Genomic DNA, 25,187 nt, shown 5'->3' on the forward strand with positions numbered 1-25,187 from the left:
ATGCTTAAATATATTTTGCGAAGACTGGTCATGCTGATCCCGGTACTTCTCGGGGTTTCGATTCTGACCTTCTCGCTGATCCATTTGATACCAGGCGATCCGGCAAGGAGCATGCTTGGTGAGAAATCGACAGAATCCCAGCTGGAACAGCTCAGGGAGGAACTGGGATTGAATGATCCTTATGTCGTCCAATATGGCCGTTTTGTAGGAAAAATCCTTCAAGGGGATTTAGGTGAATCGGTAAAGTCCCAAGAAGAAATAAGCATCGAAATTGCGAGCAGACTTCCTGCCACAGTAGAATTAACGGTTTTTGCCATGATATTGGCGATGGTCGTCGGGATATTGGCAGGGGTGATCGCCGCAGTCAAACAGTACTCCTGGTTCGACAATCTTAGTATGAGCGGAGCGTTGTTCGGTGTGTCTCTCCCGATTTTCTGGCTTGGGTTGATGATGATTTGGCTGTTCTCCGTCAAACTGAATATATTGCCTGCCTCGGGCAGGATTTCGAACGACATCGAACTTCATACCATCACCAATTTCTATTTGCTGGATAGTTTGCTTACCGGCAACTGGGCAGCATTTAAAGATGTGTTTTCCCATTTGCTGATGCCGGGAATCGCACTTGGAACCATACCGATGGCAATCATCGCAAGGATGACACGGTCCAGTATGCTGGAAGTCATGAAACAGGATTACATACGAACGGCAAGCGCCAAGGGCCTCGCCCGTCACCTGATCGTTTTCCAGCATGCGCTGAAAAATGCGTTTCTTCCGGTACTTACCGTCATCGGGCTGCAATTCGGCCTCCTTCTCGGCGGAGCAGTACTGACCGAGACCATTTTTTCCTGGCCAGGAATCGGACGCTATGTCTATCTGGCAGTCATGGGAAGGGACTATCCTGTTGTGCAAAGCTCCATACTCATTATCGCTGTTATTTTTGTGCTGGTTAATCTGATTACCGATGTGTTGTACAAATACTTTGATCCTCGGATCAGTTACGATTAAGAAAGGATGTGAATGATAGAATGGCAGCAATACCACAAACCACACCGACCCCACCGGGAGTGCCAGAGCGGGAAAAAGCGGCAACAGCCAAGTCTTCAAGTCTGTGGCTCGATGCTTTTAGCAGATTGATAAGAAGCAAGACTTCCTTTATCGGCCTGCTTATCATTTTGCTTTTACTCGTCGTGGCAGCAATGGCCCCCGTTGTGGCTACCCACGATCCGACAGATCAACAATTGCTTGACCGCTACCTCGCTCCTTCCGGCGATCACTGGCTCGGAACGGATGAGCTGGGAAGAGATATTTACAGTCGGATTGTATATGGCACGCGGATTTCCATCCAAATCGGTTTGATTGCCGTCGGAATATCCGCGGTTATCGGGATTCTGCTCGGCGGCATTGCCGGATATTTCGGCCGATGGGTGGACCAGGTCATCATGCGCGTGATCGACATCCTGATGGCGTTTCCGAGTATCCTGCTGGCCATTGCATTGGTCGCAGTCCTGGGGGCAAGCTTGACAAATGCGATGATTGCCATCGGAATTGTAGGTGTTCCCCAATTTGCCAGGATTGTCCGTTCCACCGTTTTATCCGTGAAAGAAACGGAATACATTGAAGCAGCGAGAGCGATCGGGGCTAAAAACAACCGGATCCTGTTCCAGCATGTTTTGCCGAACTGTCTCGCACCGATCATCGTCCAAGCCACGCTCAGCATCGGGACGGCCATTCTGGATGCTGCCGGGCTTAGTTTTCTTGGACTTGGTGCACAGCCTCCTTCCCCAGAATGGGGCGCCATGTTGAGTGACGGGAGGGCTGCATTGCAGACCGCTCCATGGGTTGTCGCATTCCCTGGATTGGCCATTTTCTTGGTCGTTTTAGGCTTCAACTTATTCGGCGACGGTTTGCGTGATGCATTGGATCCACGGCTTAAACAATAAGAATGGTACGGTTGCGGCCATAAACTGCAGGACGAGGTCCCGCAAGTTCGCTGCCCATCAAATCAGAAAATCGTGTAAACTAAAGGTAAAGCCTGGAGTGGCTTTACCTTGTTTGGATGGAAATTGGAGGTACAGACATGAAAAAATCAAGCGCTGTCATCGGTTGCTTTCTCGCGGGCCTTTTGCTGGCAGCCTCACCGTTCGCACGCCCGGATTCCGCAGCTTCCATCAACTCATATCCGAATTTGCCAGCACCGATCGGAGAAGAAACCATTTTATTCACTTCTGCCGGGCAAGCACCCGAAAATCTTCTGCTAGCCAAAATGGCTGAGGATTTACACTTAGAAGGAGATTACCGGCCACGTGCCTTGGCATCTGACCTTTATGATTACCGGACGCTAGTCATCATTGTCGGTAATAGTCCCTATGGGCTGCAATACCGAAACAAGACATTTACAGAGGAATCGGACAGGATCAAGCAGTTGCTTAATGAAGCAGAATTAAGAGAAGTGCCGGTGATCATCCTGCATGTCGCGGGAACCAAACGACAGGATAATCAAACCGTAGAGTTGATAGAAACCACCGCTCCGTATGCTGATTATTTTCTAGGTCTGAAGTCAATCAGCAGTTCGACAAAAATCATCGAATCAATGGATGCCGCCAATGTCCCTGTTACTCTCGTACAGGATTTGGAAGACCTTCATACCCCGTTGAATTCGGCATTCCGCTAGCGGAGAAGGAAGGGGGAAACATGGCAGATTACAAGAATAATACCATTCCAGGGCTGATCGGGGTTTTTTTATTAACCTATGGGCTGTTTTTCCCTAGTCTGTCGGCTGAATGGGTTTCCTTCATCATCGATAGACTGCAGGAAAGCATGGAAATCATGGATAGTGGACAATTGCTGATAGCATCGTTCGCCTACATATCCAGAAATGCACTTCTTTATTTTTTGATTTATTTCAGTACGTTGCTAATTGTCAGTGCCTTAACCAAAAATACAGACAGCATTGCATTTTCATTCCTTTTTATCAGTGCCACCTTAACAGCCGTCTTTTTGATCAATGAGTTTTATGGAGAATCGTCCTCCTATGCACCGCACTTTTTCTCATTGGGTCTGCTGTTGGCTTTGAATTCCTATATCACCAAACAAAGATATTATTATTTAACGTTTGCAGTCATTTTATTTTTTTTGATCACTGCCATGCAATGTTTAAATTTGATTCCGCTGCTTTCGCAATGGAGCTTCGGAGCAGATGATTTAGCGATCAGTTTGAAAACAGCCGATAGTTTCATCACCGAGGATCAATTATTTACAGCGCTTTACTTTGTTCTGTTCGCCATTTTTTTTCTCATTGCCGTTATCTTTGCCCTGCTGGTCCATTTATTCAACATCCAAATCACCACCCTGAAAAGGTTCCAAGTACAAGAGAAGGAACTCAAGGAAACCCGGTTTGCGCTAACAGAATCAAAGGTCTACGAGGAAATCCATTCACTGGTCCATGACTTGAAAACACCATTAGTGACAGTGCGGGGACTGATCTCCCTGATTGCGATGAAATATGAAAAAACTGAAGACAAGAAACTGCAGGATTATCTAACCCGGGTCGATCATTCCATTGATAAAATGAATGAAATGATTTCGGAAATCCTCTATGAGAACACGAAAAAAGAGATTGATGTAGACGAATTTCTACGTTATGTGATCAGCCATTTAGTGCTGGACGATCAAAAAATCCGTCTCGAAATGGAAGTGCAGGAAAACCTGCCCTATATCCATGTCAATAAAATCCGTTTTGCCAGAGCCATTGCCAATCTGCTGGAAAATGCGATTATTTCTTTTGAAGGAAAAGCAGGATTTATCCAGATCGATGTCAAAAAAGTGAATGATACGGTACGGTTTCAAATCAGAGACAATGGTCCAGGAATAAAGGAGGAACTTATGCAGGAAATATGGAAGGAAGGTTTTAGCACGAAAGACTCGTCCGGTCTCGGCTTGTCCTTCGTGAAACGTGTTGTCGAGAATCACCAGGGTACCATCTTCGTTTCAAGTACCCCCGGCAGTCATACACAAATGGATATTTACCTGCCGGTGTCTTCCGGTCAAGGAGGCGCCTTTTATGATATTGATCATCGATGATAATGAAGATATTCGTTTTACCATCAAAGAAATCTGTTCGTTTGCTGATTGGGAGGCATGTGAAGCGTCTACGGGAAAAGCGGGTGTGGAATTGTTTCGAAAAGTGTCCCCTTCCGTGGTTCTGATTGATTACCATATGCCGGACTGGGACGGACTGAAAACGACCAAAACCATCCGTGGAATGAATGCTTCGGTCCCGATCATCATCTTGACGGTCGACGAACGCCATGAAATTGCCGAGCAATTTCTGCAGGCAGGTGCAACGGATTTTGCTTTAAAGCCCATAAAAGCCCCTGACCTCCTATCGAGGATACGCCTCAACATGAAAGTCGGCAAATTGACAGCGGGACAAAAAGATGTTTTTGTAGAAAAAGGCATCAAAGCAGAAACATTGCGGACAATAAAACATTTTCTTTACCAGCAAGAACGGCCGTTGACGATATCTGAAATACAAGCAAGTTTGCCTGTTGCCTATCAAACGGTACACCGTTACCTGAATTATCTGGCCGAACGAGGGGAAATCACGGTCTTGTCCCAATATGGCAGCAAGGGAAGGCCGAAAAACAAATATAAAATAACGTAAACAGCCGACTTGTTAAGTTTATTTATCGGAAATCAGGGAACGATGGTTATAGATTAAATTCTTACTGTGAACGGCGATAATCCGGTTTTTCCGACCGGCAAAAAAGGTCGAACACTTCTTACATATGCAAAGTGTTTTTTGTTTGACCTTTATTGACCTATTGGAGTAAGATGAAATTAGTCATTCATCATAAGGATGAAAGAACTAAAAAAGGAGGAACTATCCAATGAATTTAATTCCTACAGTTATTGAACAAACAAACCGCGGAGAACGTGCATATGATATTTATTCCCGTCTGTTAAAAGACCGCATTATCATGCTGGGAAGCGGAATCGATGACAATGTTTCCAATACAATCGTCGCACAGCTGCTTTTCCTTGCTGCTGAAGATCCGGATAAAGATATTTCGCTCTACATCAATTCGCCAGGTGGTTCGATCACGGCCGGCATGGCAATTTATGATACCATGCAGTTCATCAAACCGAACGTTTCCACCATCTGCATCGGGATGGCAGCTTCTATGGGCGCCTTCCTTCTTGCAGCAGGTGAACCAGGCAAGCGTTATGCGCTTCCTAACAGTGAAGTCATGATCCACCAGCCGCTTGGCGGTACGCAAGGTCAGGCAGCGGATATCGAAATTCATGCAAGAAGAATTATTGAAATGCGCAGTAAGCTGAACCACATTCTTTCTGAGCGTACTGGTCAACCGTTGGAAGTGATCGAGCGCGATACAGACCGTGATAACTTCATGGAAGCTTCCAAGGCTGTTGAATACGGTCTGATCGACAAAGTAATGGAAAAAAAGCCTGACTAATAAACAGGGAAATCAAAAGACTGGGACAAAAACATAGTGCCCAAAACGAAAACCGGACGATAATCCGAAATCCTGAGGATTATCGTCCGGTTTTTTCTTTTTATAATCTTTCATAAAAAAATACAATCTACGTAATAATTTATATTGAAATACTTGGTGCCTTGAATGAAAGGGATGTTGTCCAGCGCTAAGGAAATATCTTACGCTTTCCGCGGGCGGCTGGTGAACTTCCTCGACCCAAGGGTGCAAAGAAGGATATTCCAGTAGAACCCTGACTGTGGCCGTTACCATGAAACGAAGTGTTCTGCTGCAGCGACATTTTATCCTTATCTATTTCAGAATGAAAGAATTAATTCGCAGTTCCCTCAATCTGTAAAGCTTGAAAAGCAACACAGCTGCGATAGGAATCTTTAAATTTTTTTTGCAAATATATTTATCAATGATAATACTGCCTTCTTAACAAGTTGAGTTTTAACTCCACACCTTCACCATGCTTTCACTTCGTTAACATAGCATGCCGTTTTTGAAGTTTCTTCTTCCCTTTCCACCAAGGCGATAGTTCGAGACGATTCATTAAAATTGGCAGGCTGCCTTATAACCGAGACAGCCTGCCTAAAGTTATTCCGTATGGATGACACGGGTGCTCGCGAACAGGTCGTGCACTCCTTGCTTTTGATCCGTGAAGGCCACAACCGCATAGAGCACAGGAGTGAAAAACAAGACTCTATGGATAAATCTTCCCACCACCTCACGAAACAACAAATCACTCCAGGTCAACGAACTATCATCTTCCCGGACCACCCGAAGACCAAACAGCATCTTTCCAAGCGTCTGGCCAAAGAATTTGGTCATCAACAAAAAATACACATAAAAAACAATCGAGCCCAGTATCCCTGTCACCGTCCAAAAACCAATATCAAGTTGCTGGCCGTCATTGATAAAATGAAACGGACTAAGCAAGATACCATTGACACTAAATACCACGAGCAAGTCCGTTATGTACGCCCAAAACCTCATCCAAAATCCAGCATAACGTCTTTTCCTCAAGTCATTTGTTGAATGTTCAACCGTTTGCCAGTTTTCTTGATCATGATTGCTCATCTACAGCACCCCCTACCTTGAATACAGATACATGGCCCGCGGAGCATCTGACTCCCTGATCAATTCCTGAAGGCCAGCCAATTTCATGTCCGGACCGAAGAAGTTTTGCGCAGTCATTCCAAGCAGCTGGTCAAAATGGAAGCCGGTTTTATACTGAATAACTTGCGCTTCTCCCAATTCATTCTCCTCTTCCATCATCGCTATCGTGTCATCCAGCGTGCCAAGCCCATCAATCAACTTGTTATCCAGGGCTTGCTTGCCAGTGTACACTCGGCCATCTCCCAGCTCACGGACCGTTGCTTCTTCCATCCCGCGGCCATCGACAATGACTTGGACAAATTCATCATACAGCTCATCGACCATCGTCTGAAGAATGGCTTCTTCGTCTTCCGTCATCGGGCGTGAACCAGACATGATGTCTTTGTATTCTCCGCTTTTGATTGTATTGAAATCTATTCCGTATTCTTCTGCCAATTCCGCATAGTTGATGCTTTCCATAATCACACCAATCGATCCTGTCAACGTTGCCGCATTGGCCACAATTTTATCGGCAGGGGCAGACACGTAGTAGCCACCAGAAGCAGCCGTATTGCCCATGGATACATAGACAGGTTTATCTGTACTTTCCTGGATTTCTACAATTTTGTCATGGATCTCGGCACTTTCGACTACCCCGCCGCCAGGAGTGTTCACACGGAGAATTATCCCATCGATGCTTTTGTCCTCTCCCGCCTTTTCAAGCATTCGCAAAAAGTTTTGGTGGTTGTAGCCTGAGTTATTCAGTAATGAGCCAGACCCGGTATCTTGAATTACTCCTTCCAAGTGGAGTACGGCGATCTTACTTCCGCTTGTCCCACTCTCGATAACCGTTTCATTAAACAATTCATCCTGCTGCGTGAATACATCCTCGAAATTGGTGGATGCCAGACTGGTTGCGAACTGTACTCCAATCGAAATTAAAAATAAACCTGCCGCTATGAGCAGCGCCAGCCAGCGTTTTCCATTCATCATTAAATCCTCCTCTGTCGGCTTGTTTCTGTTATCCCTTTAAAATAGTATCGTATGTGCCGCCGATTATCTAGTGGCAGCCGATTACTCCATTCCTGAAACAGGTTGGCGGTTATCGGTATGACAAGGACAGGTAGTGAGGTGATCATCATAAACTCCTATAGCCTGTAAAAAAGAATAAATAATGACAGGCCCGACGAAAGTAAAGCCCCGTTTTTTCATGTCTTTGCTGATGACAACCGACATATCATTTTGGGCAGGAACTTGTCCGGCTTCATCCCAGTGATTCACTATTTGTTTTTGATCACTGAACTGCCAAACATAGGCGGAAAAACTCCCGAATTCCTTTGCCGCCCGCTGTGCTGCCATGGCATTTTTGCGGACTGCGTTAATTTTCAGCCGATGCCGGACCACCTCTCCCGTTGATAGAATTTTTTCCAAGTCATCATCTGACATAGCTGCACACCGATTGATATCAAAGTGATGAAAAGCCTGACGGTAACCCTCCCGTTTGTTCAGGATTGTGCTCCAGGATAAACCGGCTTGCGCGCCTTCTAAATTGAGCATTTCAAATAAATAAGTGTCATCCTTGCTCGGTATTCCCCATTCCTGATCATGGTACTGTTTCATCAATGAACCTGATTCAGCCCAAGGACATGTCTTTTGTCCTTTCATCTGTATTCCCACCTTTCTTAAACCTTGTATCGGTACCATTATCGTAATACGTATGGTAGCTTTGTTACGTTCCATATTTTGCTCAATCGATTAAAATTATTCTTTATGAATAGGGACGGCAGATTATCATAAATGGGCAAAAAAATAACCAAGCCTCTCTATAAAGGCCTGGTATTGTTTATACAGTCGGTTCCGCTTGGCCGGGATTGATGAATGCCGAAAGCTGATCGATTGCTGCGGTTTCATCACTTCCCTCGGCAATGAGGATGATTTCCTCTCCCGTTGCTATCGCCAGACTCATAAGTCCCATAATACTTTTGGCATTGACCCGCTTGCCATCTTTCTCAATAAACAATGCTGAAGAAAAGCCACTTGCCTTTTGAACGAATTGTGCTGCCGGCCGCGCTTGTAAACCTGCTTCCAACTCCACCACCATCTCTTTTTGTTTCACTCGGTTCCCTCCTTAAAGAAAACGCTTTCATTTATATTTAAAAAAATACTCTCTTTTGTAAAGAGAGCAGCTGCAAGCTTCGCCGCAACTTTAAAATATTATACCATATACCGACCCGTCCCGAACATAGCTAATTTCCAAGCGGTTCACCTTTTTTTAGTTTTTCGGCATATTCATCGATTTTGCGCAACCTGTGATTGATACCGGATTTACTGATCTTTCCGGTCGAAACCAGCTCTCCTAACTCTTTCAAGGAAACATCTTGATGCTGTACCCGCAATGTAGCGATTTCCCTGAGTTTTTCTGGAAGCGCATCGATTCCCACCGTCCGATCAATGAATTTGATATTCTCCACCTGTCGAAATGCTGCGCCGATCGTTTTATTCAAATTGGCAGTTTCACAGTTCACCAGACGGTTGACCGAGTTCCGCATGTCCCGGACGATCCGCACGTCCTCGAACTTGAAAAGCGCCTGGTGGGCTCCCATATAGGTAAGCAGCTCGGTGATTTTTTCCGCTTCTTTCATGTAGGTAATATAACCTTTTTTGCGTTCCAGTTTACGGGCATGCAAGTCGAACGAATTCATCAACTCACATAATGCATCATTGTGTTCTTTATGAAAATTATAAATTTCCAAATGGTACGAGGAGGTTTCCGGATTGTTTACCGATCCTCCCGCCAAAAAAGCGCCACGTAAATAAGACCTGCGGCAGCAATCCTTGCTCGTGAATTTTTCCGAGATGGAATGATTAAAAGAAAATGGTTCTTTTAGAATCTCCAAATCATCAAGGAAAGTGCGAACCCCTTCCTTCATCCGGACAATATAGACATTGTTCTTTTTCAACTTCATTTTTTTCCGGACAAGTAGTTCAACTGGATAATCATAGAGGGATTTTATCAATGTATAGATCCTTCGAGCTATTGCAGCGTTTTCTGTTTGGACATCGAGCAGGTACTCTTGACGCGCCAGGGAAATCGCCCCGTTCATACGTACAAGGGCTGCCAGCTCCGATTGAGCACAACAAGTGTCCGTCGAAATTTTTGTCAACTCTTTCTTTATCTCTGATGCAAAAGACATTCCCTCACCTCCCCTGTTTTGTGAATCGTTAAATCAAGGAATATAACAATTCAGATACTTTGGCCGTATCATGGCGCAGCATTTTTTTAGAATGGTCGATAATGTCGCCTTCAATGATTTCCAAGCCCATATCAAGCAGACGATCGGTATCATACACAACCGGTGCAGCATTTTCTTCGGCATACAACTCGCGGACATCTCCTTCTATCGGCTGGTTATGGACGATGATCGAATGAATGCAGCCTTCGCCAATATGATCGGTAATCGCTTGTACGTGATCGGCCGCTGTATAGCCGGAAGTCTCGCCATACTGGCTCATGACATTGCACACATAAGTGACCTTCCCTTTCGTATGACGCAAGGCATCCCCGATTTGAGGTACGATCATATTCGGCAGCGTACTGGTATATAAACTTCCCGGTGCGACCACCACCAGATCGGCCTGCTTGATTGCCTCCACTGCTTCGGGCAAAGGCAGTACCGGCTCAGGACTCAAAAAAACGCGCTTGATTTTTTTATTGGCGAGAGGAATGTTCGATTCACCGGAAACGATCTCACCATCTTCCATTTCAGCATGAAGGAACATATTTTGGTTGGCGATTGGATAGATCCTTCCTTTGACGTTCAACACGCGCGATATTTCTTTGATCCCATTGTAAAAATCGCCCGTCAGTGATGTCATCGCAGCCAATAATAAGTTGCCCATCGCATGCCCGGACAATCCATTGCCATTGGCGAACCGATGCTGAAATAAATCAAGCAGCATCGGCTCGGCATCCGACAGTGCCGCAATCACATTCCGAATATCGCCTGGTGCGGGGATGGCCATTTCCGATCGCAGCCGGCCTGAGCTCCCTCCATCATCTGCGACCGTGACAATTGCAGACAAATCAATGGGATAATCTTTCAGTCCCCGCAAAAGGACAGGCATCCCGGTTCCTCCCCCTACGACGACTACGTGTGGCTGTTTCTGTTTATTCATAGCTTAATGACCCTTTCTCTTATCGATATCCCGATGGCTGACATGGGTGACATAGTCGCCGGAGAATTTTTTCGCCAAATGCTCTGCAATCGCTACGGAACGATGCTGGCCGCCTGTGCAGCCGATGGCGATCACCAGCTGGCTCTTGCCCTCTTTTTTGTATTGCGGCAGCATAAATTCCAAAAGGTCCGTCACTTTATCCAGGAATTTTTGTGTATCCGTCCACTTGAACACATAGGAAGAAACTTCCGAATTGAGACCCGTCAACGGCCGCATATGAGCAACATAATGAGGGTTTGGAAGAAAGCGGACATCAAAGACTAAATCGGCATCGATCGGAAGCCCATATTTAAAACCGAACGAAACGGTGTGGACCGAAAAAACCTGCTGCTCTTTTTCGGCGTACGTATCGACGATTTTTTCCCGTAAATCCTTCGGCTTCAATGCCGACGTATCGATGATGTTATGTGCGCGACCGCGCAGTTCATCGAGAATAGAGCGTTCTTGTTCGATTCCTTCCAACGGCAGACCTTCCGGGGCCAGCGGATGGTAGCGGCGTGTTTCCTTGTAGCGAGAAACAAGCGCCTGGTCTTTGGCATCCAGAAACAGAATGTGCTCCTCCAGCCATGCGTCCTCCTTTGCCAAAGCATCCAGGGCATCGAACAGGGTATCAAAAAACTCCCGTCCCCGGAGATCCATCACTACCGCTACTTTTCGTATGTTGTTCGTTGCGTCTTTCATCAATTCAAGAAATTTGGGCAGCAATGCCGGAGGCAGATTATCGACACAGTAAAAGCCCAAATCTTCAAAGCTTTGCATAGCAACCGTTTTCCCTGCTCCCGACATCCCTGTGATGATTACAAGTTGTGTTTCTTTGTTTTTTTCTGCCAAGCTCAATCTCCCCTTTTCGCCGCTTGTTCCAGAAGCCGTAAATCGATCAAGGACCCGGCGGATCCAATCGATAATCGATCAATGCATAGTCGCTTGTATAAGTAAATGTGCCAAAAAGTATCTCACTGCTGGTGAGAAGGTGATTGATGATAAAACGATCTCCATCTGCCATCGGCTTCTGAATCGCTTCATTGACAGGAACCCATTCCAGCTTTCCTTCCCGACAGTCTTCTGTCATCTCTCCAGCATATTCCCTGCTGAAAAACGTAAACATCATCCATTCATCGACTACCTTGTCATCTTCTTTGATAACGAAGGTGAACACTCCGCCTAAGCGCGGGTTGTACAATGTCAAACCTGTTTCTTCTTTATATTCTCTAACTGCTGCTTCTTTGATTGTTTCCCCTTGCTCCATTTTGCCGCCGGGCATGGCATACCAGCCCCGTCTCGGCTTTTGCAGCATTAACAGTTCATCCTCATCCCGCAGGATACTCGTTGTGACTCGACGCATATCATCACCTCTTCCCTGCTTCCAGGTCCTGCTGTTTTTCTTGGTGTTCATACTACCTGAAAGAAGACATCTTTTTTTATTATACTATGTTTAAAAGCAATCCTACAATGTTTGGTTCCTAGGCAAAACTTACCGGAAGCCGTCTGAAGATGGGCAAAAAAAGACACAGGCGGAAACTCCACCTGTGCACAAAGAATATATTTATTAAAAGGGGGTCAATTAGTTAATTCTATTGTACCCGATAATTGTTTCGTCCGTGTTACAGCAGAGTTAAAAAGTATTTACGATTTCCATCTCTGCCGCATCCCTTTTAATTGACGGCTTTCAATTCTTCTACCAGGTTTTCAATGTAAGCCTGGGCAGACTGAGCAGCAATACTTCCATCCCCGGTTGCTGTCACGATTTGACGTAATTCTTTTTCGCGAATGTCACCAGCAGCAAAGATTCCCGGTACACTTGTTTCCATTTTTTCATTGGTCGGAATATACCCTTGCTCGTTGGTGATACCAAGCGAACTGAACGGTTTGCTCAACGGCACCATTCCGATATAAATAAACACGCCATCCGTGGAATGCTCATACTCTTCATCCGACTTTTGATTGTGAAGTGTAACACTGCCCACTTTTCCATCTTTGCCGTTGATTGTTTTTACGACTGTGTCCCAAATAAAGTCGATTTTCTCATTGTCAAAGGCCCGCTGTTGCAAGATTTTTTGCGCACGCAGCTCATCACGGCGATGGACAATGGTCACCTTGCTGGCAAAACGGGTCAAATAAACCCCCTCTTCCACCGCAGAGTCCCCACCGCCGACAACAATCAATTCTTTGTTTTTAAAGAAGGCACCGTCACATACAGCACAATAAGAAACGCCTCGTCCGCCAAGCTCTTCTTCGCCCGGTACGCCGATTTTCTTGTATTGAGCACCAGTAGTGATGATCAACGCCCTCGTTTTGTACTCCTTGTTTCCGGCGACAACAGTTTTATATTCTTTCCCGTCGATAACTTCTTTTATATCGCCATACGCGTATTCGGCACCGAATTTTTTCGCATGGTCGAACATCTTGGTGGAAAGATCCGGTCCTAAAATATGGTCATACCCTGGATAATTTTCCACATCCTCGGTGTTCGCCATTTGCCCGCCTGGAATCCCGCGTTCCAACATCAATGTATCTAAATCGGCCCGGGAAGTGTACACAGCGGCAGTCATGCCGGCAGGTCCTGCCCCGGCGATAATAACGTCATAAATTTTTTCATCGGCCATTCTCGATCAGCCCCTTTTCTTCTGCATCTTTGTCTTCTCAAGCCCATTATCGTATGAATCAATGTCCAGGTCTACTATTCTGCTCATTGCAAACAGGTCTTTATTTATAGTATGGATTTAATGGTTATTGTGTATCCAAGGGCCTTCATCCTTGCTGAGAAAAGGATGGCGTTTGCAGCCTTCTTCCCAGAGGGCCAACGCTTTCGATGGAATTCCAGTATGAAAGGCGGCTATGCTGTACCATTTGTAATACGAAGCATGGCCTTGCAAATTGGATTTAGACAAGGTTTTGAACCGTTGTACCGCTTCCCGATAATAGCCTGTTCTTGCCAGCGTGACAGCCACACGCAGTTTTTGCTGGCTGTGCAGCGGATATACATTGAACAGCGCTTCGACATGCGCAGCGGTTTTGTCGGAGTTTCCGGTATAGAAATAAAACACGGCTAAATTTGTGTGGCAAAACAGAGACTGCGGTTCCTCTTCAAGCCATTTTTCCTCTAAAGCAATCGCTTCTGTTTCCTCGCCGGAAAAGAATAAAGCAAAACTGTATTCGTGCTTTGCAGTCACATGCTCCGGAAACAATCCCATCATTTCCTTAAGCAGTGGCAGCGCATAATCCCACTCCTGACGTTCCAGATGATAAAAGGCGGTTTCCTGGAAGATCAACAGTTCATCGTCTATACCGTCCCAGTCCTCGTCCTCTTCTTCTATATCCAAAAATTGCAGCAATTCTTCGGCCTCTTCCCTGAATTCTCCTTCAGGTGCTTGTTCCAAGTACTGCTTGGCATTTTTCATGGCATCATTCATCAATCCTAAATGCGCATAATTGTTGGCAATCAAATAATAGCAATCCACATAATCGTCACCATGTGCATCTAACACTTCCGTCAGCACTTGGTTGGCCATATGATAGGCGCCCGCTTCTGTATAAATAATCGAAAGCTGACAGCGGAACAGCGGTTCCTCCGGTGAGGCTTCGACTGCCTTTTTCATCCATTTGACCGCAATATCGAATTTCCGTTTTTGAAAGGCTTCGACACCTTTCGTAAAATAAAAATCGCCCTCAGGGATAAAAGGGATGACTTTATCAACATTAAGCGGTAGTTTCATCTTTTGCGAAGTATGCATTCGTCTCCCCCTGTATGACTTAATTCAACCGTAACCGTATATAATAAACCGCCATGAAAGCTGACGCTCCATGGCAGCTGATAATTACAGACTGATACCGCTTGAAGTATACCACATTTGGGAAAGGTAATATATAGGAACTGCCATAAAAACATACTAACAAGTGAAAAAAGGGACTTTTTGGGGATTCCTGCGGGTGGAAAGGCCTCGGCGAGATCCCGGAGAGCGCTACCTCGAGGAAGCTCAACAGCCACCCGCGGAAAGCACCGTATATTTCCACAGTGCAGTGGCAGCACCCTCTTAAAAAAATAACGATATATTTCTTCCGATTTTTTCAATAGAACAAAAAAACAAGACCAAATCTTTATTTCGATTCGGTCCGCTACTCCATATATTCGTTATGTCGGCAGAAGGAACACCGATTCTCTTTCCTCTGTCAATCAGTAATTGCTGCGTGTTGATTTGTTTCGACAATCCGCTGAAAATGGCGGATTGTCAATGGATCATCCTGATAGCCACCGGGATTCCAAGTAGATTGCATGTAGACTTCAGCCACATCCTTGTTCCGTCCATCCCCTTCAGCAGCATCTTCCAATGCAATGATACTTTCAAAAACGGCAGTGAATTTTTCGGCAATCTCCTTGCAATGCAACGTCCGTATTTCCTTATCTGCCCTTTTCACATCTTCCAGCCAATCTGTGATATGTTTTATTTCTAGCTCCAGCTGCTCACGTAATACCTGGAGATTCTCCGGGAGGGCAGCGAGCCTGCGATGTACTTCGTGGAAAAACAGTTGGTCTGCTTGATATTTTTCTATCAGCCGCAGTACTTCCAATCCCAAAATATTGCCGGTTCCTTCCCAAACGGTTAGCACTTGGGCATCCCGCAACAACCTTGGAGTGACAAAATCTTCGATATATCCGTTTCCGCCATGCATCTCCAGTGACTCATGAGCAAAATGGATCGCCTGTTCGGCCGTCTCTTTTTTCAATATAGCAATGTACAAGCGAATCAAGATTTGCTCTTCGGTAGATGGGGCTGCATCACCACACAGCTGATCAAAACGGTGAATCATATCAAACACCGCGCTCATCTCTACTTGCTGCTTCACAGCAAGTGTGGTCAATGTATCCTGGATCATTGGAAGGTCCTTGAGTTTACTCCCGAAGGCTGTCCGTTTTCCTGCATAATCCCGTGCTTCCAAAAAAGCGCGTTTCATGATTCCGAGCGAAGCTACCGCATTGCAAATCCGTGATAGATTCAATGCTTCCGCCATGTATGCAAACCCTTGTTCAGCTTGGCCGACAAGGTATGCCTTGGCCCCATCGAATTCGACCTCGGCCGATGGGACGGCACGAACACCAAGCTTATCCTTCAAGCGGCGGATATACAGCTTTTGATCCTGACGGTTTTCTTCCCAAGGCACCAAAAACAAACTGAGTCCCTTCGTTCCATCTCCAGCTCCTTCCATTCTTGCCAGCACCATGGCCACACCGCATTGCCCGGCGTTGCTGGCAAAGTACTTTTCGCCGTAAATCCGGTAACCGTCCTCTGTTTCGACCGCACGAACCACGTTTGCTCCTACATCCGAGCCACCTTGCCGTTCGGTCAGAAACGTCGCCCCTTCATATAATTCTGTTTCGCCAGTTGCCAGAACATGCGGCAAGAACTTTTCTTTCAACTGTTCATCAGCATAATGATCAATCAAATAAGCGGTCGCCATCGTCAATGTAACCGGACAATAAAATCCTGGTTCTGCATGGGAAAGCAGGTATCCCTGTGCAAATGAATAAACATAGTTGCCTTTTCTACTTAGATCAGGAATTTCCTTGTGGATATATCCCACAATCCCTGTATTATAGGTTTCTTCTACGGTGCGCTTGTACCCCTCATTCACCCAAACTTTGGAGACTTCCTCCCCCATTTTGTCGTATTTCACGAGACGCGGCTGCCCCTCCCGGTCTGTATGGACAGCCCGTTCATCGATTTCTCCTGCACAACTTTCGCCAAAAACGTGAAGCTGCCTGTCAGCCCAATGGTAGAATGGAACGGGCAAATATTTTTCCAACAACGAAGTAAGATGCGCATCCTCCTGGTAAAAGTTAACCATGTCAACCCTCCTTAGTGCTGCGGCTGGCTGCGCAGCTGTCCTTTCAAAAGTTTACCTGTCGCATTCCTAGGAAGCGCTTTCAATTCTTCGTATAAACGGGGGATTTTATAATCCGCTAGTTTACCGTCAAGAAATTGTCTGCACTCGGCTGTTAAGTCCTCCACTTCCAGCACCACCACCACATACGCTTTGACGGTTTCTCCCCAGTCGGGATGCGGAACTCCAACAACCGCGACATCGGCAACCGCCGGATGGCTGAGCAGCATCTGCTCAACTTCTTTCGGAAAAATATTCACCCCGCCGGAAATGATGATATCTTTTTTACGATCGACCACCCAGTAGTAACCGTCTTCATCCCTTTTTGCCATATCTCCGGTGTAAAGCCATCCATCCTTCAACGTTTCTGCTGTTTTTTCCGGTTCTTTATAATACCCTTTCATGTTTCCTTCTCCCTTAAGGATAATTTCCCCTACTTGACCCTGTTCGACTTCCCGTCCGTGTTCATCGACAAGCTTAATCTCACAGTTCAAAGCGGCCCGATGACCAATACTGCCGGCCTTGTGCGGATGGTCGTCAAACCCTAGCAACGTGCCATTTGGGCCGGCTTCTGTCAGACCGTATACACACATGAGCTTTTTCGTCGAAAACTTTTCCTGGATAAAGGTCACCTCAGGGCCCGAGAGCGGAGCCCCGCCGTACACCCAATATTCCATCGAGGATAAATCATACTCTTCTATCCCCGGATGCTTGGCAGAAGCCAAGTATGCAATCGGTGCACCGAAAAAGTGGGTGGTTTTTTCCTTGGATACTGTTTCGAGCAGTAATTCGGGACTGAAGTTAGGAACAAGTACATGGACACCTCCGACATACGTGCCCGCCACCATAAATAAGTGCAGAGGAGCTGAATGGCTGAGCGGCATCATATGAAGGATCCGGCTTTCCGGTTTCATCGTCATTTCAATACAAATCATCACTGCCACCGATAAAATGTTCCGGTATGTGTACAATACCCCTTTTGGCGCACCGGTGGTACCCGAGGTATATAGCAAAGCCGCTTCATCTTCTTCCGTCAGCTGGCACGATATCTCACCAGACGCCCCTTCCAGTATCAACTCGTCAATCGACAACCATTGGTCGGAGTGCCGCCCCGTTTTCGCGAACATCCCCTCCACTTTGTCGGGCAGATTGCTCACCGCCGGAAATACAGCTTCATGGGTGAGGAACATTCTGGCATCGCTATGTTCCAAGATATACGCAGCTTCCTGTTCGACCAGCTTGGGATTGATTGGAACAATGATGCCGCCCAACCGCTGGACTGCAAAGTAACAAATCAAGAATTCTTTCGTATTCGGCATATGAAGCACAACCTTGTCGCCCTTCACCACTCCTAATTCAAGCAGACTGGAACAAAGCTGATTGACAGTCCTATTCCATTGACGATAAGTCAATCGTTCGTCTGGTGTGACGATCGCCTCATGTTCTGGATACTTTCGAGACTGGATTGCTAATAAATCCGGTATGTTCATGGGAGGGTACACTCCTATCTTTGGTTTTTTGTTATTCAGCAAGCTTTCGCCGGAATTCTTCTACAAGCGCTTCCATTTCCCGCTTGACAGTTTCCAATTCGGCTATCCGTTTTGATACCTCCTCGATTTTGTTATTGCCATACTCAATTGTCTTCAAGAGTTGTTGTTTGCCGCTTGGATCCTTGTCGAACAACTGAATCATTTCCTTTATTTCTTCCAGTTGAAAACCATACTTCTTGCCCCGGAACACGAGGCGAAGCCTGGTTTTTTCCCTCCCGGAAAATAATCTCCTGCCGCTTTCTGTCCGTCGAGGTTGAAGTAAACCAATCTCTTCATAATAGCGTATCGTCCTCGGGGTGACGTTAAATTCAGCGGCAAGTTCAGAAATCGTGTATGTTCTATCGCCCATACCATCACCCTTGTCTTGAATCTTTTCTGAAGCCTCTGCCGATGCGCAGACAGGATTTTACCAATGAAAGGTAAAAAAATAGCCGCAGCGACTATTTGTCAGGCACGGTCATTTTTTCTTGGTGATACATCAAGCATAGCACTTACGTTAACGTAAACTTCAATCCCTTTTTAATCAGCTGACCGGCTTTTCAGAACAGCGAGGATGAACAATAAAAGCGAATAACTGATATTTTCGGTTTCAGTCCATTCCAAGACCACGGAATCACCGCGGGAAAAACGTTCAGCATGTTCTAAAGGAATTGCTCCAGGTTTCATGAGCAGCAGCTTTTTTCCTTCTTGATCTGTAACCGAGATAAAATCCCGATAATCCTTGACGGCACGCCACCTGCTGCCAGTCTGATCAATGAAATCGAGCAAGGCTCCTTTCTCCCCTTTTGCAGGACAAATGTAGCCGATACAATCTCCGTCTTCATTAAATACATAAGAACGCCAGGAAAGCCCGCCTCGTTTTTGCATATAGAACAGGATATTGTTTTGATCATCCAGCAGTTGAAAATTCTTCGGCATAAAAATACCTGAACTGGAAAAAAAACGAACAATGTGCAGGAACCAGTTACTTTGAAAACCTGTTTCCTTCAATACACAAAGCTGCTCGTCGTCCAGGCTCATGATCGATGTCTTCGTCGAAAAGTTTCCCTCGATTGCCATGACCCGATCAAGTTGCCTGCTGACAGGAATCCATTTCTCTTTCTGCATAGTCAATTCAGATTGTTTTCCCAACTGCATGTCGCGTCTTCCTCTGGAAAGAACCGTCCCACCGACTGTTGCCAACACGATCGATAAAAGACCCGTTTCCCATTGATGGGCGAAAAACAAAAACAACATGATCATGCATATACTGCCAAATAACAGAATGATACCGGTATATAATTGATGTTTCCCATCTCTTGTTAATAGTTCGGACACGTTCGTCATCTTTTTCCCTCCCCTTGAAAAGACATACGATTATCTTTCATTTTGGTTTCAGTTGTCAGAAAAATCAAGCGCTTTTTTTCTGATACCCAACCTGGACTGTGCTAAAATGGACAAAGAACAAACAGCTATTCTTTGGGAGGGATTTGATGAAAATCGTCGTTGTGGGTGCAGGTGCCCTCGGTGCTTATTTTGGGGCAAGATGGCAGGAAGCTGGGCAAGACGTTACATTCCTTGTCCGCCAAAAAAGAGCAGACCAATTAAGAAAAAATGGACTACGGATAAAGAGCATAGAAGGGGATTATCAGCTAGACAACCCGGCAATTGTGGAAAATCCCGGGGAAATTCAAGAAGCAGACCTTGTATTATTGGCCGTGAAAGGTTACCATCTCGACGGCACACTGGAGCAATTGCAAGTCTTGGTAGACAAAGGAGCCAAGGTACTCCCTGTCCTGAACGGAATCGAGCATATTCCGATTCTCCAGGAAAAACTCGGCAAAGACGCAGTGCTAGGCGGCTTGTCCTTTATCATTTCCACATTGGATGGGCAGGGCGGTGTCGAACATACCAGTCCATTCCACGAGCTCGTTTACGGGGCATTGACACCCGAACAGGAAGAAATCTGCCGTCAGATCGCCGCTGCCTCCGAAAAAGCGAATTTTACTGCCAGGTGGAGCGAGGACATCGATACAGACATGTGGAAAAAGTATATGTTCATCGCGGCGTTTTCCGGTATCACCACAGCTGCAGACCTTCCGATCGGAACCATCAGAAACCACCCGGAAACATTCGCCGTCGCCAAGGCCATGCTGGCGGAAATGAAGCAGCTTGCCAATAAAAAGCAAGTAAGCTTGACCGATGATCATGTCGAGCAGGCAATCCGACAATTGAACGGACTGGACGACGCAGCTACCTCCTCGATGCATCAAGACCGGCGGAAAGGCATCAGCCTGGAGGTCGAGCATTTACACGGTGGCGCCCTGCGACTGGCAGCCAATGCGCAAATAGAACTACCGACTATTCGTACCATTTATGGACTCATCAAGCCGTTTGCCTGATAATTGAATAGTAGATGAAGTGCTTTTTCGAAGGTTTTCTGCCATCGGAAACCGTCCAAATAAGTTTTCCTCATCTTCTGGATAGCATCCTAAGTCTCAAGATGTATTTCCGCAGAAGTTCCGCCCGTTTTTCGAAAACTGGCTATACAAGAAATGGAAAACATAGTATATTGACACCAGGTACTAAATATCTGACATGAGGTGGCTTTATGCAAGCGGTCTATATCGTGCTGACTAATACGGGATCCCTTATCAACTGGGCGTTAAAATCGGTTACTTCAGCTCCTTACAATCATGCATCGTTAGCGTTGGATAAAGATTTCCGTCGCATATACAGCTTTGCCAGACGGGAACCGCTCAATCCTTTCTGGGGCGGTTTTGTCAGAGAAGACTTCGTCACAGGAACGTTTAGCTGGTATCCCGATTCCACTTGCGCAGTGTACCGGCTCATGCTGACCTCCAGGGAATATCGAAAACTCGAGCGGATCATCGCTGTTTTTGAAAAAAAGCCAAAACGTTACTTATATAATTACGCAGGCCTTGTCGGCATTCCGATAAACTATCCGATTGAAATGCCCGCTTCCTATTTTTGCTCGCAATTTGTCGCTGAAGTGTTGAGCAGGGCGGGGCATCGGTTATTCACCAAGCGAAGTTCCCTGATCACCCCGGAGGATTTTCGCCATCATGACGAGCTGGAGTTAGTATATCAAGGGGGACTATACCAATATCCGGATTTGTATTCCCAAGAAATATACCAGCCGAAAAAGTATCAAAACTTCCCCTTCCGTAAGTACATGCTGCAGCAACTGGATACAGAAATTCTCCGGCTGATGGATCGTGAACATAAACAATATTATTTCCGCGATGGCTTTTTAAAGCCGAAAAAAATTTACTTAACTCGGCAAATCGGCAAAGTAAAGCATGTCAAAAAACTGTGGAAAGGACTCATCGAGTAAGCTAACTTGATGGATTGAGGGGAAGTGTCCGCATTCAGGATTGCCGAACTTCTTCTTGAAGAATCATCGCTGGTATGAGGAATCTTGGCAATCTTGATCCGGCGTGCAAGCCAAAAAAATCGAGCCGTTCATATGGACGGCTCGATTTTTCGTTTGCTTAGGCAACCGGATGGACTGCTTCGTTCAACAGCTGTTCCAGTTCTTCTGTATATTCAGTTTTTTGCTCATTGGTATAGTGGAATACCTTCGCCAGATAATCGATTACGGTATCCTTATGCTCCCGAACCCAATTGATATGGAAGAACAAGGCGCCAGTGCGGCGGACAAAGAAGTCGACCGGCTTATAGATCAGTTCCTCGTCTATCGCATAACGGAGCTGTGCAAATACAAGCGGTTCGATACCAGCTTCGGCTGCTTCGTTTTGCAGGTCAGCATACATGGCAAAAACCCGCTCTACATTGGAACCATAGGTATCGACAAGCGATGCTGCGGCATCTTCCGTCAAACCAAGTGCAGTTCCTTCATCGATTTTTTGATGTTTGAATTTTTCAAAGCCCTTCGAGCCGCCGACGTCTCCGCCCGAAATTGGCAAATGAAGCGTTTCAGAAGAAGAATAAAGAACCCCTTCCTCCTCCTTCAATTGCTTTACAACCAAGTCCACTGCACTGATTGCCATTTTCCGGTAGCCAGTAAGCTTGCCGCCTGCCATGGAAATCAAGCCGGAATCCGATACAAAAATTTCATCCTTACGTGAAATCTCTCCCGGATCTTTTCCTTCTTCTCCGATCAATGGACGTAACCCGGCCCAGCTTGATTCCACATCATCCGCTGTGATTCCTACTTCCGGGAACATATAATTGATTGCTTCGATAATGTAGTCGCGATCCTCCACTGTCATCACCGGATGAGCGATGTCTCCTTCATAAGCTGTATCGGTCGTGCCGACATAGGTTTTCCCTTCACGCGGAATGGCAAATACCATCCGGCCGTCGGGGGTGTCAAAGTAAATCGCCTGAGTAAGCGGGAAGGTTTCTCCGTCAAAGACGAGATGGACTCCCTTTGTCAGTTGAAGTGTTTTCCCTTTTTTCGATCCGTCTTTTTCCCGAAGTGTGTCGACCCAAGGGCCCGCGGCATTGATGATTTTTTTCGCATAGATTTCTTGTTGTTCGCCTGTAGTTAAATCCTCGACCACTGCCCCGGTAACCTTGTCGTCTTTATCGTAAATGAACTCGGTAACCTTGGTATAGTTGATGGCATGAGCACCCTGCTCGGCAGCTTTTTTCATCACTTCCAGTGTCAGCCGGGCATCGTCCGTTTTATACTCGACATAATAGCCTGCTCCACGTAAGTCATCTTTTTTGATTAACGGTTCACGCTCCATTGCTTCTGAAGCAGAAAGCATCGTTCTTCTTTCACTTTTTTTGACTCCGGCAAGGAAATCGTACACCCGCAAGCCAATGTTCGATGTAAACGGACCGAACGTTCCGCCTTTGTGAAATGGAAGCATCATCCACTCCGGTGTAGTTACATGTGGACCGTTCTCGTACACGATCGCCCGTTCTTTTCCGACTTCTGCCACCATTTTCACTTCAAATTGTTTTAAATAACGGAGACCGCCGTGTACCAACTTTGTGGAACGGCTTGATGTTCCCGCAGCGAAGTCCTGCATTTCCACCAATCCCGTTTTCAGTCCTCTTGTAACAGCATCCAAAGCAATACCTGCTCCAGTGATGCCGCCGCCGATAATAAATAGATCAAGCGGTTCTTTCGTCAATTCCTCGAAAATTTCTTGTCTTCGCAAGTTAGAAAATCTAGCCATTTTCCGACACTCCTTTATTCTTCACGGCTGAGAGAAATTATCTTATCTATTCTTTACCCGAAACAAGCCAGGTTCATGTACCATAATTGGAAATCATCCATTTTTCCAAGGCAATGTGAAAATAAAAAAAGAGACCGCAACAGCTTCTATAGGTATCCCCATAGAATTGTGCGGTCTCTCCACTTCTCCGGCCGTTTCTTATTAACTTGATTTCATTATAGCACGAGCGGATGTCCTTGCAAAGTATTTTACTTGAATACTTGGGTCGCTTCGATCGCTTTTTTCCATCCGCGGTAAAGCGCTTCTTTTTTCTTTTCATCCATTTTCGGATCAAAGTTCTTTTCCATTTTCCAATGCTGCTTCAATTCTTCCTTGCTTTCCCAATAGCCTACCGCCAAACCTGCCAGGTAAGCGGCCCCCAGAGCTGTTGTCTCCGTGACAGCCGGCCTTTCTACCGAAACACCGAGCATATCGCTTTGAAATTGCATCAGGAAGTCATTTTTGACTGCCCCGCCATCGACGCGCAGCGATTTCAAATCCATGTTGGCATCTTCGACCATTGCGTCTACTACATCTTTCGTCTGGTATGCCAGGGCTTCCAATGTCGCCCGGACGATATGTTCTCTCTCCGTTCCCCGGGTAAGGCCGAACATTGCTCCGCGGGCGTCACTATCCCAGTAGGGTGTCCCCAGGCCGACAAACGCCGGTACCATGTACACCCCCGACGAATCGGTGACACGCTGTGCATACTCTTCACTTTGTGGTGCGTTTTCAAGGATTTTCAATCCGTCCCGCAGCCACTGAATAGCCGAGCCAGCCACAAAAATACTGCCTTCCATCGCATATTCGACTTTTCCATCCAACCCCCAGGCCAAGGTGGTCAACAAACCATGGTCAGATTTGACAGCTTTATCACCGGTATTCATCAGGACAAAACAGCCGGTGCCATACGTGTTTTTCGCCATTCCGTCGTCGAAGCAAGCCTGTCCAAACAAAGCGGCATGCTGGTCGCCCGCCGCTCCGGCTATCGGAATATTGTGTCCGAAAAAGTGGTATTCAACGGTTTCTGCATAAACTTCCGAGGAATCCTTCACTTCTGGAAGCATGCTTTTCGGAACCCCAAGTATATCCAGCAATTCCTCGTCCCACTTCAGTTCATGGATATTGAACATCAGGGTACGGGAAGCGTTGGAATAATCGGTGACATGCGCTTTTCCTCCCGACAATTTGTAAATCAGCCAGGAGTCGATGGTCCCGAACATCAAATCGCCGTTATCCGCTTTTTCCCTGGCGCCTTCCACGTTGTCGAGAATCCATTTCACCTTTGTCCCGGCAAAATACGGATCAATCAAGAGCCCCGTTTTTTCACGGAACAAGTCATTGTAACCTTGTTCCTTCAACTCGCGGCAAATCGGGGCAGTCTGTCTGGACTGCCAAACGATTGCCTTGTAAATCGGTTTGGCCGTGTTTCTGTCCCACACTACCGTTGTTTCCCGTTGATTGGTAATCCCGATGGCGGCGATATTTTCCGGTTCCGCATCCGATTTGCGCAAGACCTCTGCAATGCAGGATGTAATCGATGTCCAGATTTCGTTGGCATCATGTTCGACCCAACCAGATTTCGGAAAAAACTGTTGAAATTCCCGCTGGGCAGTTTCGACGATTTCACCCTGGTGATTGAATAAAATGGCTCTTGAGCTTGTCGTACCCTGATCGAGTGCCATTATGTACTTTTCCATAGCACATTCCTCCCATATTAGTGGATGTAAACG

At 46.2% G+C, this 25,187-nt stretch carries 24 protein-coding genes; 8 read left to right on the plus strand and 16 right to left on the minus strand.

Annotated features, from left to right (window positions below):
- From ABVF09_RS13550 to clpP, 6 genes are all read left to right on the plus strand, one after another.
- On the plus strand, positions 1-1,005 hold the full coding sequence (locus ABVF09_RS13550; protein ID WP_026772303.1) for an ABC transporter permease: 1,005 nt from the start codon (positions 1-3) through the stop codon (positions 1,003-1,005).
- Positions 1,006-1,025: 20 nt separating this feature from the next.
- The gene (gene nikC, locus ABVF09_RS13555; RefSeq protein WP_153463271.1) at positions 1,026-1,940 is read left to right on the plus strand and encodes a nickel transporter permease; all 915 of its coding nucleotides are present in this window, start codon (positions 1,026-1,028) and stop codon (positions 1,938-1,940) included.
- A 137-nt stretch (positions 1,941-2,077) separates the two neighbouring features.
- The gene (locus ABVF09_RS13560; protein ID WP_026570909.1) at positions 2,078-2,671 is read left to right on the plus strand and encodes a DUF6305 family protein; all 594 of its coding nucleotides are present in this window, start codon (positions 2,078-2,080) and stop codon (positions 2,669-2,671) included.
- Positions 2,672-2,691: 20 nt separating this feature from the next.
- A complete protein-coding gene (locus ABVF09_RS13565; protein WP_371069395.1) occupies positions 2,692-4,080 on the plus strand; it encodes a sensor histidine kinase in 1,389 nt (462 codons plus the stop codon).
- A complete protein-coding gene (locus ABVF09_RS13570; protein WP_026570911.1) occupies positions 4,061-4,663 on the plus strand; it encodes a response regulator in 603 nt (200 codons plus the stop codon). Before ABVF09_RS13565 ends, ABVF09_RS13570 begins: the two co-directional genes overlap by 20 nt.
- 226 nt (positions 4,664-4,889) lie before the next feature.
- Positions 4,890-5,477, plus strand: a complete 588-nt coding sequence (clpP, locus tag ABVF09_RS13575; RefSeq protein WP_026772301.1) for an ATP-dependent Clp endopeptidase proteolytic subunit ClpP — start codon at positions 4,890-4,892, stop codon at positions 5,475-5,477.
- Positions 5,478-6,095: 618 nt separating this feature from the next.
- Here the strand turns inward: clpP and ABVF09_RS13580 are convergent.
- From ABVF09_RS13580 to ABVF09_RS13645, 14 genes are all read right to left on the minus strand, one after another.
- Complete coding sequence (locus ABVF09_RS13580; protein WP_153463267.1) at positions 6,096-6,578, minus strand: RDD family protein; 483 nt, start codon at positions 6,576-6,578, stop codon at positions 6,096-6,098.
- 12 nt (positions 6,579-6,590) lie between these two features.
- Positions 6,591-7,586: a signal peptide peptidase SppA gene (sppA, locus tag ABVF09_RS13585; protein WP_026570914.1), complete on the minus strand. Its 996-nt coding sequence runs from the start codon at positions 7,584-7,586 to the stop codon at positions 6,591-6,593.
- 84 nt (positions 7,587-7,670) lie between these two features.
- The gene (locus ABVF09_RS13590) at positions 7,671-8,261 is read right to left on the minus strand and encodes a DNA-3-methyladenine glycosylase I (RefSeq protein ID WP_371069396.1); all 591 of its coding nucleotides are present in this window, start codon (positions 8,259-8,261) and stop codon (positions 7,671-7,673) included.
- A 178-nt stretch (positions 8,262-8,439) separates the two neighbouring features.
- Entirely contained in the window at positions 8,440-8,697 is a 258-nt protein-coding gene (locus ABVF09_RS13595) for an HPr family phosphocarrier protein (RefSeq protein ID WP_371069415.1), read from the minus strand.
- Positions 8,698-8,842: 145 nt separating this feature from the next.
- Positions 8,843-9,790, minus strand: a complete 948-nt coding sequence (gene whiA / locus ABVF09_RS13600) for a DNA-binding protein WhiA (protein ID WP_026570917.1) — start codon at positions 9,788-9,790, stop codon at positions 8,843-8,845.
- A gap of 28 nt (positions 9,791-9,818) precedes the next feature.
- A complete protein-coding gene (locus ABVF09_RS13605) occupies positions 9,819-10,772 on the minus strand; it encodes a gluconeogenesis factor YvcK family protein (protein WP_026570918.1) in 954 nt (317 codons plus the stop codon).
- A 3-nt stretch (positions 10,773-10,775) separates the two neighbouring features.
- Positions 10,776-11,663, minus strand: coding sequence for an RNase adapter RapZ (gene rapZ / locus ABVF09_RS13610; RefSeq protein ID WP_026570919.1), 888 nt, complete (start codon positions 11,661-11,663; stop codon positions 10,776-10,778).
- Between the two features lie 46 nt (positions 11,664-11,709).
- Entirely contained in the window at positions 11,710-12,174 is a 465-nt protein-coding gene (locus ABVF09_RS13615) for an 8-oxo-dGTP diphosphatase (RefSeq protein ID WP_371069397.1), read from the minus strand.
- A 310-nt stretch (positions 12,175-12,484) separates the two neighbouring features.
- Positions 12,485-13,435, minus strand: coding sequence for a thioredoxin-disulfide reductase (gene trxB, locus ABVF09_RS13620; protein ID WP_026570921.1), 951 nt, complete (start codon positions 13,433-13,435; stop codon positions 12,485-12,487).
- Between the two features lie 117 nt (positions 13,436-13,552).
- Complete coding sequence (locus ABVF09_RS13625; protein WP_235162509.1) at positions 13,553-14,563, minus strand: tetratricopeptide repeat protein; 1,011 nt, start codon at positions 14,561-14,563, stop codon at positions 13,553-13,555.
- A 436-nt stretch (positions 14,564-14,999) separates the two neighbouring features.
- On the minus strand, positions 15,000-16,673 hold the full coding sequence (locus ABVF09_RS13630) for an acyl-CoA dehydrogenase family protein (protein WP_371069398.1): 1,674 nt from the start codon (positions 16,671-16,673) through the stop codon (positions 15,000-15,002).
- Positions 16,674-16,684: 11 nt separating this feature from the next.
- Entirely contained in the window at positions 16,685-18,199 is a 1,515-nt protein-coding gene (locus tag ABVF09_RS13635; RefSeq protein ID WP_371069399.1) for a class I adenylate-forming enzyme family protein, read from the minus strand.
- Positions 18,200-18,230: 31 nt separating this feature from the next.
- Positions 18,231-18,608, minus strand: a complete 378-nt coding sequence (locus tag ABVF09_RS13640; protein WP_371069400.1) for a MerR family transcriptional regulator — start codon at positions 18,606-18,608, stop codon at positions 18,231-18,233.
- Between the two features lie 170 nt (positions 18,609-18,778).
- The gene (locus tag ABVF09_RS13645; RefSeq protein WP_026772291.1) at positions 18,779-19,585 is read right to left on the minus strand and encodes a hypothetical protein; all 807 of its coding nucleotides are present in this window, start codon (positions 19,583-19,585) and stop codon (positions 18,779-18,781) included.
- Positions 19,586-19,731: 146 nt separating this feature from the next.
- On the opposite strand from ABVF09_RS13645, the gene ABVF09_RS13650 reads away from it, so the two are divergent.
- The gene (locus tag ABVF09_RS13650) at positions 19,732-20,640 is read left to right on the plus strand and encodes a ketopantoate reductase family protein (protein ID WP_371069401.1); all 909 of its coding nucleotides are present in this window, start codon (positions 19,732-19,734) and stop codon (positions 20,638-20,640) included.
- Between the two features lie 209 nt (positions 20,641-20,849).
- Positions 20,850-21,596 (plus strand): C40 family peptidase, encoded by a 747-nt coding sequence (locus ABVF09_RS13655; protein WP_200865451.1) that lies wholly within the window; start codon positions 20,850-20,852, stop codon positions 21,594-21,596.
- A gap of 157 nt (positions 21,597-21,753) precedes the next feature.
- Here the strand turns inward: ABVF09_RS13655 and ABVF09_RS13660 are convergent, their stop codons facing one another.
- Both ABVF09_RS13660 and glpK read right to left on the minus strand, forming a co-directional pair.
- Positions 21,754-23,415 carry a glycerol-3-phosphate dehydrogenase/oxidase gene (locus tag ABVF09_RS13660; protein ID WP_026570928.1) on the minus strand — a complete coding sequence of 554 codons (1,662 nt, stop codon included), beginning with the start codon at positions 23,413-23,415 and terminating at the stop codon, positions 21,754-21,756.
- Positions 23,416-23,663: 248 nt separating this feature from the next.
- Positions 23,664-25,154, minus strand: a complete 1,491-nt coding sequence (gene glpK, locus ABVF09_RS13665) for a glycerol kinase GlpK (RefSeq protein WP_371069402.1) — start codon at positions 25,152-25,154, stop codon at positions 23,664-23,666.
- Positions 25,155-25,187: the final 33 nt, after the last annotated feature.

Source organism: Sediminibacillus sp. JSM 1682029, from assembly GCF_041366435.1.
GTDB lineage: Bacteria > Bacillota > Bacilli > Bacillales > Amphibacillaceae > Sediminibacillus > Sediminibacillus terrae.